The organism is Curtobacterium sp. MWU13-2055, from assembly GCF_023242305.1.
Lineage (GTDB): Bacteria > Actinomycetota > Actinomycetes > Actinomycetales > Microbacteriaceae > Curtobacterium.
In genome coordinates, this window is sequence record NZ_JALLIO010000002.1 from 355248 (window position 1) to 372450 (window position 17203).

At 71.0% G+C, this 17203-nt stretch carries 19 protein-coding genes and 1 tRNA gene; 9 read left to right on the forward strand and 11 right to left on the reverse strand.

What is annotated here, in order from left to right:
• Positions 1–45: 45 nt before the first annotated feature.
• Together M4960_RS06410 and M4960_RS06415 are read left to right on the forward strand one after the other, a co-directional pair.
• On the forward strand, positions 46–1278 hold the full coding sequence (locus tag M4960_RS06410) for a Gfo/Idh/MocA family protein (RefSeq protein ID WP_333925394.1): 1233 nt from the start codon (positions 46–48) through the stop codon (positions 1276–1278).
• 74 nt (positions 1279–1352) lie between these two features.
• Entirely contained in the window at positions 1353–2366 is a 1014-nt protein-coding gene (locus tag M4960_RS06415) for a LacI family DNA-binding transcriptional regulator (protein ID WP_248703786.1), read from the forward strand.
• Between the two features lie 57 nt (positions 2367–2423).
• Here M4960_RS06415 and M4960_RS06420 read toward each other — a convergent pair whose 3' ends face one another.
• On the reverse strand, positions 2424–2879 hold the full coding sequence (locus tag M4960_RS06420; RefSeq protein ID WP_248703787.1) for a helix-turn-helix domain-containing protein: 456 nt from the start codon (positions 2877–2879) through the stop codon (positions 2424–2426).
• 85 nt (positions 2880–2964) lie between these two features.
• Between M4960_RS06420 and M4960_RS06425 the strand changes: the two genes are divergently transcribed.
• From M4960_RS06425 to M4960_RS06435, 3 genes are all read left to right on the forward strand, one after another.
• A complete protein-coding gene (locus tag M4960_RS06425; RefSeq protein ID WP_248703788.1) occupies positions 2965–3660 on the forward strand; it encodes an SDR family oxidoreductase in 696 nt (231 codons plus the stop codon).
• A gap of 101 nt (positions 3661–3761) precedes the next feature.
• Positions 3762–4175, forward strand: a complete 414-nt coding sequence (locus M4960_RS06430) for a hypothetical protein (RefSeq protein WP_133937657.1) — start codon at positions 3762–3764, stop codon at positions 4173–4175.
• Complete coding sequence (locus M4960_RS06435) at positions 4172–4753, forward strand: DUF6036 family nucleotidyltransferase (protein WP_123291845.1); 582 nt, start codon at positions 4172–4174, stop codon at positions 4751–4753. Before M4960_RS06430 ends, M4960_RS06435 begins: the two co-directional genes overlap by 4 nt.
• Positions 4754–4759: 6 nt before the next feature.
• Here the strand turns inward: M4960_RS06435 and M4960_RS06440 are convergent, their stop codons facing one another.
• The 5 genes from M4960_RS06440 to serS form a co-directional block, all read right to left on the reverse strand.
• The gene (locus M4960_RS06440; protein ID WP_248703789.1) at positions 4760–5323 is read right to left on the reverse strand and encodes a GrpB family protein; all 564 of its coding nucleotides are present in this window, start codon (positions 5321–5323) and stop codon (positions 4760–4762) included.
• Complete coding sequence (locus M4960_RS06445; protein WP_248703790.1) at positions 5320–5862, reverse strand: GNAT family N-acetyltransferase; 543 nt, start codon at positions 5860–5862, stop codon at positions 5320–5322. The genes M4960_RS06440 and M4960_RS06445 overlap by 4 nt, the downstream gene beginning before the upstream one ends.
• A tRNA-Ser gene (locus M4960_RS06450) sits at positions 5862–5949 on the reverse strand. The genes M4960_RS06445 and M4960_RS06450 overlap by 1 nt, the downstream gene beginning before the upstream one ends.
• 88 nt (positions 5950–6037) lie before the next feature.
• Positions 6038–6901, reverse strand: a complete 864-nt coding sequence (locus M4960_RS06455; RefSeq protein WP_123291842.1) for an HAD-IIB family hydrolase — start codon at positions 6899–6901, stop codon at positions 6038–6040.
• Complete coding sequence (gene serS / locus M4960_RS06460; RefSeq protein WP_248703791.1) at positions 6898–8160, reverse strand: serine--tRNA ligase; 1263 nt, start codon at positions 8158–8160, stop codon at positions 6898–6900. Before serS ends, M4960_RS06455 begins: the two co-directional genes overlap by 4 nt.
• Before the next feature lie 72 nt (positions 8161–8232).
• On the opposite strand from serS, the gene M4960_RS06465 reads away from it, so the two are divergent.
• Positions 8233–9309, forward strand: a complete 1077-nt coding sequence (locus M4960_RS06465) for a diacylglycerol kinase family protein (protein ID WP_159573183.1) — start codon at positions 8233–8235, stop codon at positions 9307–9309.
• Between the two features lie 307 nt (positions 9310–9616).
• On the opposite strand, the gene pheA is transcribed toward M4960_RS06465, so the two are convergent.
• The 4 genes from pheA to M4960_RS06485 all read right to left on the reverse strand — a co-directional run bounded on the left by pheA (position 9617) and on the right by M4960_RS06485 (position 13074).
• A complete protein-coding gene (gene pheA, locus M4960_RS06470) occupies positions 9617–10573 on the reverse strand; it encodes a prephenate dehydratase (protein ID WP_123338582.1) in 957 nt (318 codons plus the stop codon).
• A 65-nt stretch (positions 10574–10638) separates the two neighbouring features.
• Complete coding sequence (locus M4960_RS06475) at positions 10639–11184, reverse strand: MarR family winged helix-turn-helix transcriptional regulator (RefSeq protein ID WP_123291838.1); 546 nt, start codon at positions 11182–11184, stop codon at positions 10639–10641.
• Positions 11185–11212: 28 nt separating this feature from the next.
• Positions 11213–11677 carry a hypothetical protein gene (locus M4960_RS06480; protein WP_248703792.1) on the reverse strand — a complete coding sequence of 155 codons (465 nt, stop codon included), beginning with the start codon at positions 11675–11677 and terminating at the stop codon, positions 11213–11215.
• Positions 11674–13074: a molybdopterin-dependent oxidoreductase gene (locus tag M4960_RS06485; RefSeq protein ID WP_248703793.1), complete on the reverse strand. Its 1401-nt coding sequence runs from the start codon at positions 13072–13074 to the stop codon at positions 11674–11676. Before M4960_RS06485 ends, M4960_RS06480 begins: the two co-directional genes overlap by 4 nt.
• Before the next feature lie 21 nt (positions 13075–13095).
• Between M4960_RS06485 and M4960_RS06490 the strand changes: the two genes are divergently transcribed.
• The 3 genes from M4960_RS06490 to M4960_RS06500 are packed head-to-tail and all read left to right on the forward strand — an operon-like array spanning position 13096 to position 15830.
• Positions 13096–14535 carry a glycosyltransferase family 87 protein gene (locus tag M4960_RS06490; RefSeq protein WP_248703794.1) on the forward strand — a complete coding sequence of 480 codons (1440 nt, stop codon included), beginning with the start codon at positions 13096–13098 and terminating at the stop codon, positions 14533–14535.
• 5 nt (positions 14536–14540) lie between these two features.
• Positions 14541–15587 (forward strand): GTP 3',8-cyclase MoaA, encoded by a 1047-nt coding sequence (gene moaA, locus M4960_RS06495; RefSeq protein ID WP_248703795.1) that lies wholly within the window; start codon positions 14541–14543, stop codon positions 15585–15587.
• Between the two features lie 3 nt (positions 15588–15590).
• Positions 15591–15830, forward strand: coding sequence for a MoaD/ThiS family protein (locus tag M4960_RS06500; RefSeq protein ID WP_123291834.1), 240 nt, complete (start codon positions 15591–15593; stop codon positions 15828–15830).
• Between the two features lie 268 nt (positions 15831–16098).
• Here M4960_RS06500 and M4960_RS06505 read toward each other — a convergent pair whose 3' ends face one another.
• On the reverse strand, positions 16099–17199 hold the full coding sequence (locus M4960_RS06505; RefSeq protein ID WP_131880481.1) for a calcium:proton antiporter: 1101 nt from the start codon (positions 17197–17199) through the stop codon (positions 16099–16101).
• Between the last annotated feature and the right edge of the window lie 4 nt (positions 17200–17203).

Here is a 17203-nt window from a genome sequence, read left to right on the forward strand (position 1 = left end):
CGCGACCTGCCCGGCGACGCATCCCTCACCCTGGAAAGGTCACTGATGATCTCTGTCGGAATGGTCGGCGCGGGCCAGTTCGCCCCCCAGTTCGCCAAGCTGTTCAAGCTCCACCCGGACGTCGACCGCGTCTTCGTGACCGACCTCGTCGACGACCGCGCGTCGGAGCTCGTCGAGTCGCAGCACCTCGACGGCACGTTCGCCGACTTCGACGCCGTGCTCGCCTCGGACGTCGACGCCGTCGCGATCTTCACCCAGCGCTGGACGCACGGTCCGCTCGTCGTCAAGGCGCTCCGCGCCGGCAAGCACGTCTACTCGGCGGTGCCGATGGCGATCTCGGTCGACGAGATCCGCGACATCATCGAGGCCGTCCGCGAGACCGGGCTCACCTACATGATGGGCGAGACGAGCTACTACAACCCCGCGACGGTGTTCGCCCGCAAGCAGGTCGCCGACGGCGCCTTCGGCCGGGTCTTCTACTCCGAGGGCGACTACGTGCACGACATGGACCTCGGGTTCTACGCCGCGTACCAGTTCAGCGGTGGTGAGGACTGGAAGCGCACCGCCAGCTACCCGCCCATGCTGTACCCGACCCACTCGGTCGGCGGCGTCCTCGGCGCCATCCCCGGACACGCGGTCAGCGTCAGCTGCATCGGCGTCAAGGACGACCGGGGCGACGGCGTCTTCGACAAGGACGTCAGCCAGTTCGACAACGACTTCTCGAACGCCACCGCCCTGTTCGAGCTCGACAACGGCGGCGTCATGCGCATCAACGAGATGCGCCGTGTCGGCTACCCGTCGCACATCCGCGAGTCCCGCTTCCGCTACTTCGGCACCGAAGCGAGCTTCGAACAGCTCGCGAAGACCAGCGTCTGGCAGGACAAGGAGGACTCGCACGACATCAGCGACAAGATCAACACGCAGGCGACGATGGACCTCGACGACCCGCGTCTCGCCGGCGTCGACCCCTCGCTGCGCGACGCGTTCGTGTCCGGCTACGCCGAGGTGCACGACACCGACCGCCTGCCCGCCGAGTACGCCGGCGTGCCGACCGGGCACGAGGGCTCGCACCAGTTCCTGGCCGACGACTTCGTCCGCGCCGTCGTCGACCGGACCCTGCCGCCGGTGAACGCCTGGACCGCCGCACGCTTCACGCTGCCCGGCATCATCGCCCACCAGTCGGCCCTGCAGGGCGGTGCACGCCTCGAGGTGCCGGACTTCGGGGACGCCCCGGAGACGACCTCGGCGGTGCCCTCGTCTAGTATCGCCAGCGAATAGCAAGTGGTGTTCGGGTGTCGGTCCGCACGGGCCGGCACCCGAACGCGACTTCCGAGCCGACGAAGGTGGCACCCGTGAGCGTCCCGACGACCCCGAGGGCGGTCACCCGCGCCGACGTCGCCCGGTACGCCGGCGTGAGCACCTCCGTCGTCAGCTACGTCGTGCACGACGGCCCCCGTCCCGTCGCGGCCACCACCGCCGCCCGGGTCCGTGACGCCATCCGGGTCCTCGGGTACCGGCCGAACGCCAGCGCCCAGGCCCTGCGCACCGGGTCGTCGAAGATGCTCGGGCTCATCGTCCCCGAGCTCGACAACCCCTTCTGGTCCGAGCTCGCCGTCGAGGTCACCCACGCCGCAGCAGCCCGCGGCTACGACGTCCTGCTCGCCAACAGCGACGGCGACGCCAGCCAGGAGCGCGAGCGGCTCCGCAGCCTGTCCGCCCGCCAGGTCGACGGGATCATCGTCACGAGCATCATGACCCACCCGGACCTGTCCACCGTGTCGGACCCGGGCATCCCGATGGTCCTGCTCAACACCTTCTTCGAGGTGCCCGAGTACGCCAGCATCGGCGTCGACGCCCTGCGGGGCGCGTACGACGGCACCCAGCACCTGGTCGAGCACGGCTACGGATCGATCGGCCTCGTCATGGGGCACGCCGGCTCCATGGAGCTCCGTGAACAGGGCTGGATGCGGGCCCTGCGCGACGCCGGGCTGCCGGACGGCCCGATCGTGCGCTGCGACTTCACCCGGCGGGGCGGCTACGAGGCAGGACTCCGCATGTTCGCGGACGGGACGGGACCCCGCGCCGTCTTCGTCAGCTCGGACATGCAGGCCGTCGGTGTGCTGCGGGCACTGTGGGAACTCGGGCTGCGCGCACCGGAGGACGTCGCGATCGTGTCGTTCGACGGCGGTGCCGAGGCCGACTACACGAACCCGCAGCTCACGACGGTCCGGCAGCCGATCGAGACGATGGCGACCGCCGCCGTCGACCGTGTGCTCGGGCTCGACGCGGACAACCAGTGGCACCGCGACCTTGTGCCCGCCGAGTTGGTCCTGGGCGCGAGTTGCGGGTGCGACGTGCGTCGCTGACGCACCACCAAACCGTCCTGGAGGCGCGGGGCGGGGCCGCCACGGGCCTCCCGTCCGTCAGGTGGCCGGGTCCATGACGGCGGTGAGCCGCTGGAGCGGCACACGCTGCTGGGACTCCTGCGCCACCGCGACCGCTTCGACCGGCTCGCCGGAATCGGTGTCGACGAAGCGCAGGTCCGACGTCAGCTCCGTGGGGCGGTACCGATCCGCCCAGCCGCCGAGTGCCAGGAGCACCAGCGAGAGATCGCGGCCGGCGTCGGTGAGCACGTACTCCTCGCGCGCCCGGGCACCCTCCGCCTTGTAGGTCGTGCGCTCGAGCACTCCCCCGTCGACGAGGGAGGCCAGCCGTGCGGTCAGGACTTCGCGCGGGACGCCGAGGCTCAGCTGGAACTGGCTGAAGCGCGTGGAACCGGCGAGGGCGTCACGCACGATCATGAGCGTCCACTTCTCGCCGAGGACGTCGAGGGACCGTGCGATGGGGCAGCGCTCGTCGCCGCCGAGGATGCCGAGCATGCCTTCATCCTAGCTGGGTTCGATTTCCGGACACAACGTGCTAGGTTCGGTTTCCGTACTCAACTTCTCTCGTCTGGAGCCCCTCATGACCGACCTCACCAACGCCATCGTCCTCGTCACCGGAGCGAACGGCGGCCTCGGCGCCGAGTTCGTCCAGCAGGCCCTGGACCGCGGCGCCGCCAAGGTCTACGCGACCGCCCGCACCCCGCGCACCTGGGACGACGAGCGCATCGTCCCGCTCGCCCTCGACGTCACCAGCCAGGAGAGCGTCGACGCCGCTGCCCGTGCGGCCGCGGACACCACGATCGTCGTGAACAACGCCGGGATCGCCGGCGCCGACCCGCTCGTCGACACCTCGGTCGCAGAGGTCGAGCGCATCTTCGCGACGAACGTCTTCGGCGCGCTCCGGGTCGCCAAGGCCTTCGCCCCCTCGATCGGCGGCGGCGCACTGATCGACGTGCACTCGGCCCTGAGCTGGGTCGCGCTCGCCGGCGCGTACTCGGCGTCGAAGGCAGCGTTCTGGTCGATCACGAACTCGCTCCGCCTCGAGCTCGCACCCCAGGGCACCCAGGTCGTCGGCGCACACCTCGGCTACACCGACACCGGCATGACGGCGGGGCTCGACGTCGAGAAGTCCGACCCGGCCGACATCGTCCGGCTCATCTGGGACGCGGTCGAGGCCGGTGAGCACGAGGTCCTGGCGGACCAGGTCAGCCGTGACGTCCGCGCCGGGCTCAGTGCGCCGCTGGCGGCGCTGTACCCGGCGCTCGCGACCGCTTGATCGGTTCGGCGGCTCCGGTTCAGGACCTCCGCCGTTCACGAACCGGAACCGCCCGCAAGATCGAGGGCCGGCGCGACCGGACGGACCCGTAGGATTCGACCATGGCCGGGAACGCACTGTTGATCCCACTGTCGAGGGCAGCGGAGCTGATCCGCGACGCGCTCCGAATCGGCCACGTCGCCGCAGCCGACCGGGCTCTGACCGATGCAGTCAGCCGCATTCTGCACGCCGCTCCCGACACACCGGTCGATCCGGGTGTGACGGAGCGCGCTCCGTCGGTCGGCGATGAGCACTACGACGCGCTCCTGACCACGGCGTACGCGTACGCGCTCCTCCGGCACGGGACCCAGCCGCCGACGTGGATGCTCGAGCTCCGTCCGCTCGATCGCGAATGGCTCTGGGACGGGGATGCCGAGGCTTCGCTCGAGTGGCGTTCGTTCATCAAGCAACGGACGCCCGATCTCTTCCTGCGGAAGAACATCTTGCTTCGCGAAGGCGACCTCGAGGCCGCATGACCGAGGACTACCGTCTCCTCAGTGGCGCTGAGGTCGTCGACCTCCTCGGTGAGCTGTTGGAGCGCCTGGCTGGCCGCGGCGTCGAGGTCGAGACCTACATCGTCGGAGGCGCCGCTGTCGCTGTGCACCTCGGCCGCGACGAGGTGACCCCCGACATCGACGGACTGTTCCAACCGATGGACGAGGTGCTCGTCGAAGCGCGAGCCATGGCGGCCGAACACCGACTCGACCCCGAGTGGATCAACTCCCGCGCGTTCTCGTTCATGGAGTTCTCGCCGAACGACGACACCGAAGCGCTGCACACCACCATCAACGGTCGCCCGGTCGTCGTGGCCTCGAAACGACGGCTCTTGGCGATGAAGCTCGCAGCGTCCCGCCCGAAGGACCGGACGGACCTCAACCGTCTGATCATCGACCTCGACGTGAGGACCGCCGACGAACTCGTGGCGATCGCGCGCGAAGCGTACGGCGAGCACAGCATGACGCTTCCGGACGACCCAGCCGAGGTCCAGCTGATCGCCGAGGAGGCGCTCCGTCGGGCTGACGCTTGGAGACGACGAACGCACACGGCGGAGTGAGCGAACTCAACCGCGGGCACCGCGATCGGTGATGTCGCGGTTGACGGCGGTGATCGCGGCGCGCTCCTCGACGGAGATGCCCGCCGCGGCCAGGACACGACTGAGCACGCCGCTCTTGCGCTCGATGTAGTCGTCGATGTCCTCGGCCTCGGCGGCCGTTCGGCGCTTCACGGCGGCGTACTCGTCGCGCAGGGCCGGGTCGGCACGCAGCACGTCGCGGACGGCGAGGTGGTTCCGGAGCGAGAGCGATCCGGCCGTGGCGACGTAGGTGTTGCTCGGGGCGAAGCGCTCGGGTGTCCGGAAGGCCTGCCGGTCGGGGACACCGAGGTCTCCCCGAGGCTCGAAGCCGATCGAGGCCATCGCTGCGACCGCCGCCGTGACGTCGCTGGCGTCGACCACGATGTCGACGTCGATCACGGGCTTCGCCGCGAGGCCGGGCACTGATGTGCTGCCGACGTGCTCGATGCTGCGGTAGGGCGCATGGGCGGCGTCGAGGGCTGCGGCGTACGCGTCCCGCAACACCGCGAACCGCTCGGGCCACGACGGCTGGTACTCGACGACCTCGATCATCGGGTGCGCCGTGTGGCAGGAGGGGGTGCGAGCAGTTGAAACATGACGTGGTCGCGCCAGGCTCCGTTGATCGTGATGTACTCCGGCGCGAACCCGTAGCGCTCGAACCCCGCGGACTCGAGGGCACGCTGGGACCCCACGTTCTCCGGAAGCGTCTCGGCCTGCACCCGGTGGAGTCGGAGCACGTCGAACGCGTGGCCGGCGGCAGCGGCGACGGCGCGGGAGGCGTGGCCCTGGCGGAGTCGGTCGGCGCGGATCCAGTACCCCATCGCGCACGACTGCAGTGCGCCGCGGGTGATGCCGCTCAGCGTGATGCGCCCGAGGAGTTCACCGTCCGTCGACTCGATCACGAACGGGACCGCGGTGCCCGCGCGCTCCGCAGCGAGCGACTGCACGATGACATCGTGCTGGCCCTGCTCGGTGAAGTACGCCGGTGCCCGGGTCGGCTCCCACGGGCGCAGGTGCTCGGCGCTCGCGGCGATGACGGCGGCGAGCGTCGCCGCGTCGTCGACGCGGAGCAGGCGCAACCGGGTGTCCATGGCGGAGGGTGTGGGATTCGAACCCACGAGACATCTCTGCCCACCTGTTTTCAAGACAGGCTCCATCGGCCGCTCGGACAACCCTCCAGTGACGCGACCACGTGGCGAGACGTGACCGCGTCCCGGGAAGTCTAACGGGCCTCCCGTCCGCCGTGCGCGTCAGCGCATGCCGGGGTCAGCGCGGCAGGGAGTCGAGCGCCGCTGCCAGGCCGTCGTCGGACACGCCACCGGTGAGTTCGTTGCCGGCGTCGACGACGTCGTCGGGCGCCTGGCCCATCACGACGCCGCGACCGGAGGTCGAAGCCCACCGGAGCATGTCGATGTCGTTGCGGCCGTCCCCCGCGGCGAAGACGCGGGAGCGCGGGATGTCGAGCCACTCGCGCACGCGTTCCATCGCGGTGGCCTTCGTCACGCCCTCTGGTGCGATGTCGAGCCACGCGGTCCACCCGACCGTGTACGAGACCTTGTGCAGCCCCATGTCCTCGACGATCTGCAGGAACTCCTCGAGCCCGTGCTCCGGCGAGATCACGACGACGCGGGTGGCCTCGACCGTGAGCAGCTGCTCGAACGGCACCAGCTCGCCGGCGTTGGTCATGGTGTCAGCGGGGAAGTTCTCGGACAACCGGAAGTGGCCGGTCTCGTCCTCGACGCCGAAGGCCGCGTTCTCCAGGGCGCCACGGATGGTCTGCAGCACGTCGCTCGGGTCGAAGTGCTCGACGTGGACACGCTCGTAGGACCCGTCCGGACGACGGGCCAGGGTCAGCGCACCGTTGGCGCAGACGAGGTACTTCGGCTCGATGCCGAGGGTCTCGAGCAGCGGCACCGTCATGCCCTCGCTGCGGCCCGTGGAGAGCATGACCTCGTGCCCGGCGGCCTCGGCATCGCGCACGGCGGCGACCACGGCCTCCGTGATGACGCCGTCCTCGCGCATCGTGGTCCCGTCGATGTCGAGGGCGACCAGCCACCGCTTCGTGCGGGCGGGAGCACCGGCGCCCGCGCCCTGCGCCGCACCGTCCACGAACCGCCCCTGCGTGCTCATCGGGGCTCGATCACCTCGACGCCACCGAGGTAGGGGCGCAGCACCTCGGGCACGACGACGGAGCCGTCGGCCTGCTGGTGGGTCTCGAGGATCGCGACGATCCAGCGAGTGGTCGCGAGGGTGCCGTTCAGGGTGGCGACCGGGGCGGTCTTGCCGCTCTCGGTGCGGTACCGGATGTCGAGGCGACGGGCCTGGAACGTCGTGCAGTTCGACGTCGAGGTGAGCTCGCGGAACGTGCCCTGCGTCGGGACCCAGGCCTCGATGTCGTACTTCTTCGCCGCGCTCGTGCCGAGGTCACCCGCGGCGACGTCGATCACGCGGTAGTGCAGCCCGAGGTCCTGCAGCATCTGCTCCTGGTAAGACACCAGCTTCTCGTGCTCGGCCTCGGCCTGGTCCGGGTGGACGTACGCGAACATCTCGAGCTTGTTGAACTGGTGCACGCGCAGGATGCCGCGGTTGTCCTTGCCCGCCGAGCCGGCCTCGCGCCGGTAGCAGGTCGACCAGCCGGCGTAGCGGTGCGCGGTCTTCTCGATGTCGAGGATCTCGTCGGCGTGGAAGCCGGCGAGTGCGACCTCGCTCGTGCCCGTCAAGTACAGGTCGTCGGCCTCGAGCCGGTAGACCTCGGCCGCGTGCTCGCCGAGGAAGCCGGTGCCCGCCATCGTCTCGGGGCGGACGAGCGTCGGGGTGATGAGCGGTTCGAAGCCGGCGGCGATGGCGCGGTCGAGGCCGAGCGACATGAGCGCGATCTCGAGCCGGGCGCCGAGGCCGCGCAGGAAGTAGAAGCGCGAGCCGGAGACCTTCACGCCCCTCGGGATGTCGATGATGCCGAGGTGCTCGCCGAGGTCGGCGTGGTCCTTCGGCTCGAAGTCGAACTCGGGCTTCGTGCCGACGGTGCGGAGGGTGACGAAGTCCTCTTCGCCACCGGCGGGGACGCCGGGCAGCACGACGTTCGGGATGGCGCGTACGACGGAGTTGAAGGTCTCCTCGGCCGCGGTGACGGCCGCCTGGGCTTCCTTCACCCGGGCCGAGAGCGCCTGGGCCTGCTGCACGAGCGCGGCCTTCTCGTCCTTCGGGGCCTTGGCGACGGTCTTGCCGAAGGCGTTCTGCTCGGCGCGGAGCGACTCGAACGCGGTGATCGCGCTGCGTCGGGCGGCGTCGGCAGCGACGGCCTCGTCGACCACGGCGACGGATGCGCGGCGGGACTCCTGCGAGGCCTTGATGACGTCCGGGTTGTCGCGAAGCAGCTGGGGATCGATCACCGCTCCATCCTAGAGGCGGCGACATGGGGAGGAACCCGCCGCTCGCAGCGTCCGATCGGTACCGTTGATCCCATGTCGACCCCTTCGGAGACCGCGCCCGCGGACCAGGACGCCCTCCCCACCGAGCACCGGACGGCTGCCGTGGTCTACAACCCGGTCAAGGTCCACCTGCCGACCCTCAAGGCCACCGTGGAACAGCACCAGCAGGAAGCCGGCTGGGCCGAGACGCTCTGGTTCGAGACCACCGAGGAAGACCCGGGCGGGGGCATGGCCCGCGCAGCGCTCGACGCGGGGGCCGACGTCGTCGCCGCCGCGGGTGGCGACGGCACCGTGCGCGCGGTCGCCGAGGTCGTGCACGGCTCCGGTGCCTCGCTCGCACTGCTGCCGAGCGGGACGGGCAACCTGCTCGCCCGCAACATGAAGCTCCCCCTCGACGACCTGGCGAGCAGCGCGCACACGATCTTCTCCGGCCACGAGCGGGCGATCGACTTCGGCCTGATCGGCATCGAGCGGCCGGACGGCGCCCGCGAGCAGTTCGGCTTCGTCGTGATGGCGGGCCTCGGACTCGACGCCCGGATGATCGCGAACACCCGCCCCGAGCTGAAGAAGCGCGTCGGGTGGCTCGCGTACCTCGACTCGCTGCTCCGCTCCGTGCGGGACACCGACGGCTTCGAGTTCAAGTACCGGCTCGACGAGTCGGCCCGCAACGGTTCGGTGCGCGCGCACTCGGTCATCGTCGGCAACTGCGGCATGCTGCAGGCGAACGCGATGCTGTTGCCCGACGCCGAGATCGACGACGGCGTGTTCGACATCGTCGTGATGCGCCCCCGCGGCTTCTTCGGCTGGGTGCGGATCGGTGCCCGCGTGTTCTGGGAGAACGGGATCCTGCGCTGGTTCCGGCGTTCGGCGCTGTCCGAGACGCTGATCGGTCGACGCATCACCACGGCGGCGAAGCAGGAGCGTCCGCTGCGCTACATGCGCGGCGAGGAGTTCACGCTGCGGCTCGAGAAGCCCGACGAGTTCGAGATCGACGGCGACCCGGTGGGCGAGATCACGGCGTTCCGCGCCCGGATCGACCCCGGTTCGCTGACCGTCAAGGTGCCGACGGTGGAGCCGCGGCCGAGCTGGGTGCGCGGCCGCAAGCGCTGAGCCGGGAGCTGGCCGCGCTGCACCGTGCGGGTTTGTTCGGCCCGTGCGCGGTTGCGCGGGCCGGGCGATCACGCACCGTGCGGGTTTGTTCAGCACGTGCGCGGTTGTGCGGACCGGTGTGAGCACGCACCGTGCGGGGTCGTTCGACTGGTGCACGGTTGCGTCCTCGGTGCGAGGTTGTAGCGGCGCACGGAGCGGGGAACCTCGCACCGGCCGACAAGAGCCGCACCGTGCGGCGGACGCGCCGACCGACGAGCAGAGCACCGGCCGACAGCACAGCGCCGACCGACGAGCACACCGCCGCGCGTCAGCCCGCGTCGGGCTCGCCGGACACGATCGCTCGCAGCCAGTCCCGCGCCTCGACGAACGCGGCGTCCGAGTAGCGCGCCGGCACCTCGGGCTGCGCGCCATCGGCTCGCGGGTACGACCCGAGGAACGTCACGCGGGGGCTGAACCGACGGAGACCGAGCAGGGCGTCGGCCACGCGCTCATCCTGCACGTGCCCGTCCAGGTCGATGACGAACCGGTAGCGGCCGAGCTCGTCGCCGATCGGCCGCGACGACAGCAGCCCCATGTTGATGCCGCGGGTGGCGAACTGCTCGAGCATGTCGACCAAGGCGCCGGGGTGGTCGGCGGGCAGCTCGACGATGACGCTCGTCTTGTCGGCACCGGTCGGCTCGGGCAGCGCCAAGGTCTTGGACACGAGCACGAAGCGCGTGACGGCCGAGGCGTTGTCGCCGATCGACGACGCGAGCACGACGACGTCGTGGTGGTCGGTGATGCCGGGCGGTGCGACGGCGGCGTCGGCGGTGGGGTTCGCCTCGAGCAGGGCGAGCGCGGCGGCGACGTTCGACGACGCCGGGATGTGGCCGTGACCGGGCAGGTTCGCCTCGAGCCAGTTGTGGGTCTGCGCGTACGCCACCGGGTGCGCGTTCACGGTGCGGACGTCGGCGAGCACGGTGCCGGGGCGCGCGACGAGCACGAAGTCGACCGGCACGAGGTACTCCCCCACGATCCGCACGCCGGGGATCCGGGCGAGGGCGTCTTGCGTCGCGCTGACGCCGCCGTCGACGCTGTTCTCGATCGCGATGACCGCGCCGACCGAGCGGCCGGACATGACGTCGTCGAGCGCTTCACCGACGTTGTTGACGCTCCGCCAGGGCTTGCCGGCCGCGGCCTCGACGAGCTTGAGGGCCGCCTCGGTGAAGGTGCCGGCGGGTCCGAGGTAGGAGTACGTGTCGGACGGCGCGGCGGGGTCGGTCATGGGCCGAGCCTATTGCAACGACCGAGCCCGCAGACGCGGGCGCAGACGCGGGCGCACAGCGCCGTTCAGTCGGTGCTGGCACCGGTCAGCCGGGCCTCGCAGATCGCGGTGTCGTCGTCGTCCCGCGGGTACGTCAGGGCAGCGAACCGCCCCTCGGGGTCGAGCCGTGTGAGCAGTGCGGCCGCGATGCCGTCGAGCTGGACGACCTGCTCGTCGCTCAGGGCGTCGATCACGACGTGGCGTGCGGTGCGGACGTGGTCCGGAGCGGCCTCGACGATCGTGGCGTACCCGGCGTCGGTGAGCCGGACGTCGGTCGCACGGCGGTCCGAGGTCGAGGGGCAGCGCGTCACGAGCCCGCGCTTCTCGAGCCGGGACACCACGTGCGACAGCCGGGGCAGCGAGGCGTTCGTCGCCGAGGCGAGGGCCGACATGCGCAGCGTGCGACCGTCGGTCTCGGAGAGCATCGCGATGACCATGTAGTCGAAGTGCGTCAGGTCTGCGTCACGCTGGAGCTGCTGATCGAGCGCCGCCGGCAGGAGTTCCATGACGGCCACGAGCTTCATCCACGCGCGCAACTGCTCGCGGGTGAGCCACGGGGTCTCGTCGGTCATGTCTGCATCCTACCGAATGGTTGTCGCTTTAACCAGTGGCGCGCGCACCGTCGGCGCGCGGGCCACCGGAACGCGTCCGCCGCGCACGGACCACCCCGACGACGAGCACCGCCACCACCACGAGCAGCAGCAGCCCCTCGACGATCAGCAACCGCGTGCCGTAGTCGAACGGCAGGATCGTGGGGTTCTTCTGCCCGTGCCGCTTCGCCGCGATCTCGGGCAGCACCACGAGGGCGAGCACACTGCCGAGCACGATCACCGTCTGCACCACGACGAGCACCCACGCCCGGAGCGACCGCCCCGCCCGACGCAGGAGCAGTCCGGCGCCGACGACGAACGGCGACAGGATCGCGTCGTGCAGGATCACCGCGCCGAGCAGCCAGGTCGCCAGCCCGCCGATCCGGTTCGGCTTGACCGACGTCACCAGGACGTAGGCGCCGAACGCGATCACCAGCACGCCGAGCACGACGAGCACGATCCGCGCGGCCTTCACCGCAGCACCTCGATCTTCTCGATCCACTTGGTCTGCAGCACGCCCGGTCGCCCCGGAGCGATGATCCGCGCCGGGAACCCGTGGTCCAGGTCGAGCGTCGAACCGTTCAGCTCGAGCGCGACCAGGGTGGTCGGGTCCTCGGCGTACTCCGGCCCCATGTCCATGATCCGGTAGCCGCCGTGCCGTTCCAGGCTTGTGACGCGCACGTGCGATCCGGGTTCGGCCTGCACGGCGCCGAGCAGGTCGCGCATCCGCACGCCCTTCCAGCTGCCCATCTGGCTCCACCCCTCGACGCACGAGATCGGCAGGTCGACCTCGGTGGTACCGAGCGCGACGAGTTCCGCGCGCACGAAGGTCCGGGTCACGTCGGGTCCGACGACGGTCAGCGTCCAGTCCGCGGCAGTCGCACTGGCGAGCACCCCCGCCGCGCGGGCGGTGCGGTTGACCGGCAGGCCGTTCGCGCCGAGACCGCGCTGGCGCGCGCCGAACACGTTGAACGGTTCGGCGAGCTTCGAGGACTGCCCCGCCGTCAGGGCGACGACGCCGACGACCGCGGCCGTCACACCGCCGAAGAACCCGCGTCGTGCGATCCGCTGGCGTCGGCCCTGCGCGCGCTCCTCGACCGACCGGGAGGCCCGGGTCGGCTCCGGCGCATCGGCCGTCGGTTCGTCCGGGGCTGCGTCGACCGCCTCGACAGCCTTGACCGCGTCGACGCCGTCGATCCAGCGGAACACGCGGCCGAGCAGGCCGGGGGCCGTGGACTGGGTCGTTTCGGCACCCGCAGCCTTCGGTGCGGACGCCGGGCGGGCCTCCAGGACGGGTGGGAGCAGCTCACTGCCGGACGCGGGGTCCACGATGAACCGGCCCTGCTCGTCGTAGGAGTCGCGCTTCCGCCAGTAGCGGGCGATCACCGGCAGCTTCGACGCGATGTGGATGATGAGCGACCCGATGATCACGTACGCCATCGCGTTGTGGACCTGGCGGAACGGGAACGGCCACGGGTACCACTGGTACGTGTTGAGCAGGCCGGTCGTGACCTGGATGATCGAGGCCGACACGAGCACGGCGATCGACAGCCGCTCGAACAGGTGCAGCACGCCGCGCACCGGCGGGACCTGCACCAGCGCGGGCATGACGGTGTTGAGCTTGGCCAGCAGCAGCGGGATGATCGCGATGCCGGTGGTGATGTGCAGGCCCTGGGTGAACTGGTAGAGCTGCGTCGGCCGGGTCGGGAACCGCATCCAGCCGAGGGGCTCCTGCAGCAGGTGACTGTAGATGCCGGTGCCGAAGCACACCACGAAGGCGATGCCGAGCAGTCGTCCGAGCACCACCGCGGAGCGCGCGTTCCGGTTCGGCGAGGCCAGAGCGGCCCGCGCCTCGAACAGCAGGTGCCGCACGCCCGCTAGCCTCGACGGACCATGAGCGACCGACTGCGTGCCGTCCGACCGTCCTCCGCCGTCGGACCCGGTGCCCGCCTCGCCGTCGTGGGCGCGGTCGTCGGGGTACTGGCCCTCGCGGGCGTCATCGCCTTCGGCGTCACGCATCTGGGGTTCCTCCGATCCGACACTCGTTCGTCATTCGTTGCGTGGACGCTGATCGCTTGGACGGTGTTCGTGATCGCCGTGCTCGCGCTGCGGTTCGTGCCCGCCCGGTGGATGACCGCCGTGGTCATGGTCGGGGCGGTGGTGGTCGGTCTCGCGGCGCTGGCCGGCCCACCGAGCACGAGCACCGACTCGGCGCGGTACGCGTGGGACGGCATCGTCCAGCATGCCGGAGTCTCACCGTACGCGCACACCCCCCAGTCCACGGCACTGTCCGGTCTGCGGCCCGACTGGCTGTTCCCGGACAAGGTGAACGGCACGTGCGACGACCTCAAGCCCCGGTTCCGCGGCCTGGGTGACGGCGCGGACGGCCACTGCACCGCGATCAACCGGCCGGACGTGACGACGATCTACCCGCCGATGGCGCAGCTCTGGTTCGCCGCGGTCCGTGCGTTCGTGCCGGCGACCGCGCAGTACATGCCGTTCCAGGTGGCGGGCCTGCTCCTCTCGCTGGTCGTGAGCGTCGCCCTCGTCGTGGTGCTGCGGAAGACGGGCCGCCCGACGTGGTGGGCCGCGCTCTGGGCCTGGTCGCCGCTCGTGGCGTCGGAGGCCGTGACGAACTCGCACGTCGATGCCCTCGGCGCGGCGCTCGCGACCGCGGGTGCCGTCCTCGTCGCGTTCGGTCGACCGATCTGGGGCGGGATCGCGCTCGGAGCGGCCACGGCCACCAAGCTCATCCCCGCGATCGTGTACCCGCCGTTGCTCGGCCGGTGGCGTTCCTGGTGGGCGATCCCGGTCGGCATCGCCGTGTTCGGACTGCTCTACGTGCCGTACGTGCTGACGACGGGGCTCGACGTGCTCGGGTACCTGCCGGGCTACCTGAGCGAGGAGGGCTACGAGGACGGCTCGCGCTTCGCCCTGGTGTCGCTGGTGTTCCGGGGCGACGCCGCGACCGTCGTGGTCGGGCTCGCCGTGCTGCTCGCCGCCTTCGTCGCGTGGCGGCTGTCCGACCCGTCGCGGCCGTGGTCCGGCGAGGTCCTGATGATCGGCGTCACGTTCCTCGCCGTGACCCCGCGCTACCCCTGGTACGCGCTGCTGCTCATCCCGTTCGTGGTGCTGTCGGGGCGGTGGGAGTGGCTGTCGATCGGACTCGCCATCGCGCTGCGCGGGGTGTGGCCGTCGACGGACGCCTACCGGTGGTGGCTGCTCGCCGCCGTGGCCGTCATCGTGGTGGTCACGCTCCTGCGCACGAGCCGGTCGGACTGGCGACGCTGGTGGAAACGGCTGTCGTTCCGGCGCGTCGAACACGTACGCTGAGCCGCATGGCACCCGCGACCCTGCTCGGCACGACCGTGGACCCGGCGTCCGGCGGGCTCGTCGACCGCTTCGGGCGCCGTGCGATCGACCTGCGGGTGTCGCTGACCGAACGGTGCAACCTGCGCTGCACCTACTGCATGCCGGCCGCCGGGCTGCCCTTCGCCCCCGACGACGCCCTGATGACCGCCGCCGAGATCGAGCGGCTGGTCCGGATCGGGTCGTCGCGCTTCGGCGTGCGCAAGGTGCGGTTCACCGGCGGCGAGCCGATGCTCCGGCACGACCTGGTCGACGTGATCGCCCGGTGCGCCGCGCTGCCCGACGCCCCGGAGCTGTCGCTCACCACGAACGCCATCGGTCTCGCCCACCGCGCCCAGGCCCTGTACGACGCCGGGCTGCGGCGCGTGAACGTGTCGCTCGACACCGTCGACCCGGACGTGTTCACCACCGTGACCCGCCGCCCGTTCCTCGAGAAGGTCATCGCCGGGCTGTCCGCCGCCCACGACGCCGGCCTCGACATCAAGGTCAACGCGGTGCTGCTGCGCGGGATCAACGACGAGGCTGCGCCGGAGCTGCTGCGGTGGTGCCTCGACCGCGGCTACGAGCTGCGGTTCATCGAGCAGATGCCGCTCGACCCCGACCACGCTTGGGACCGCACCGAGATGGTGACCGCTGCCGAGACCCGGGCGCTGCTGGCGTCGTCGTTCGTGCTGACGCCGGACGAGGCACCGCGTGACGGCGCCCCGGCCGAGCGGTACCGGGTGCAGGATGCGCGCTCCGGTGCGTCACTCGGCACCGTGGGCATCATCGCGAGCATCACCGAGTCCTTCTGCGCCGACTGCACCCGCACCCGGTTGACCGCCGACGGCAACGTCAGGAGCTGCCTGTTCTCCGACGCGGAGACCGACGTGCTCGGCCCGATGCGCGCGGGGGTCTCCGACGACGACCTGGCCGAGCTGTGGCGCCGGGCGATGTGGGCGAAGCCGCGCGACCACGGCGACGACAGCGACGAGCTCGTGCACCCGACGCGCGGCATGAGCGCGATCGGCGGCTGAGCGGTGACCACGATCCGGTTCTTCGCCGCTGCCCGTGCGGCGGTCGGCGCGGACACGCTGACCACCGCGGCCGGCACGCTCGACGAGGCGCTGCGCGAGGTCACCGCCACCGACCCATCGCGATGGAGTGCGCTGCAGGAGCGGTGCTCGTACCTGGTCGACGGCGTGACCACCCGCGACCGGGCCACCGCGCTGTCCGGGGTCGCGGTCGTCGACGTCATGCCCCCGTTCGCCGGCGGCTGAGCGCCCCCGCCCGTTCCTTCCCAGAACGCCCGCGATGCCTGGTGTTTCCGGGCACACCGGGGCAGAACTTCCGACCAGGTACGCCCGGAACGACCTGGTACTCCCGACTCGTCCCCGTGCCTGCGCGCCCTGTGTCCGTTCTTTCCCAGAACGCCCGCGATGCCTGGTGTTTCCGGGCATACCGGGGCAGAACTTCCGACCAGGTACGCCCGATTCGACCAGGTACGCCGCCGCCGCCGCGCCGCCCGGCCGCGGCCGCCGCGCCCCCCTACGGCGAGACGGACAGCACGATGAACGCGGCGAAGATCACCAGGTGCACCCCGCCCTGCAGTCGCGTCGCCCGCCCCGGCAGCACGGTGAGCACCGCGGCGACGATCGTCAGCGCGAGCAGCACGATCTGCGACGACCCGAGCCCGAGCAGCAGCGTGCCCGGCATGAAGAGCGACGCCACCGCGATGGAGGGGATCGTCAGACCGATCGACGCCATCGCCGACCCCATCGCCAGGTTCAGGCTCGTCTGGATCCGGTTGCGGGCGGCAGCCTTCGACGCCGCGATGCCCTCGGGCAGCAGGATGAGCAGGGCGATCACGACGCCGACGAACGACGGCGGGAACCCGACCGCGGCCACGCCGGCCTCGATCGCGGGCGACTCGACCTTGGCGAGCCCGACGACGGCGACGAGCGCGACGACGAGCAGTGCGAGCGAGATCATCGTCGCGCGACCGGTCGGCCGGGCGGCGTGGGCGTCCTCGGACTCGGCGAGCACACCCCCTGACCGGTTCACGGGCAGGAAGAAGTCCCGGTGGGCCACGGTCTGCGTCACGACGAACAGCCCGTAGAGCACGATCGACGCCACGGCCACGAAGACGAGCTGCGTCCCGGTGAAGGACGCGTCGTCGGTGCCGGTGGTGAACGTCGGCAGCACCAGGGTCAGCACCGCGAGCGCGGCCACCGTCATCGTCGCGGCGCTCGCGCCCTCCTGGTTGAAGCGCACGGTGTTGTGCCGGAGCGTCCCGATCAGGATCGCGAGACCGACCAGCCCGTTCATCGTGATCATCACGGCCGAGAACACCGTGTCGCGCGCCAGGGTCTCGGCCTGGGCGCCGCCGGAGCTCGACAGCGAGATGATGAGCGCGACCTCGATGATCGTGACCGCCACGGCGAGCACGAGTGACCCGAACGGTTCCCCGACCCGGTGCGCGACGACCTCGGCGTGGTGCACCGCCGCGAGCACGGTGGCGGCGAGCACGACCGCGACGATCGCCACGACCACGGTGCCGAGTCCGTAGCGGCCGTACGAGAACGCGAGCACGACGGCCGCCAGGATCGGGATGGCCACGGGCCACGCCTTGGGGAACCAGGAGGTCATCCGT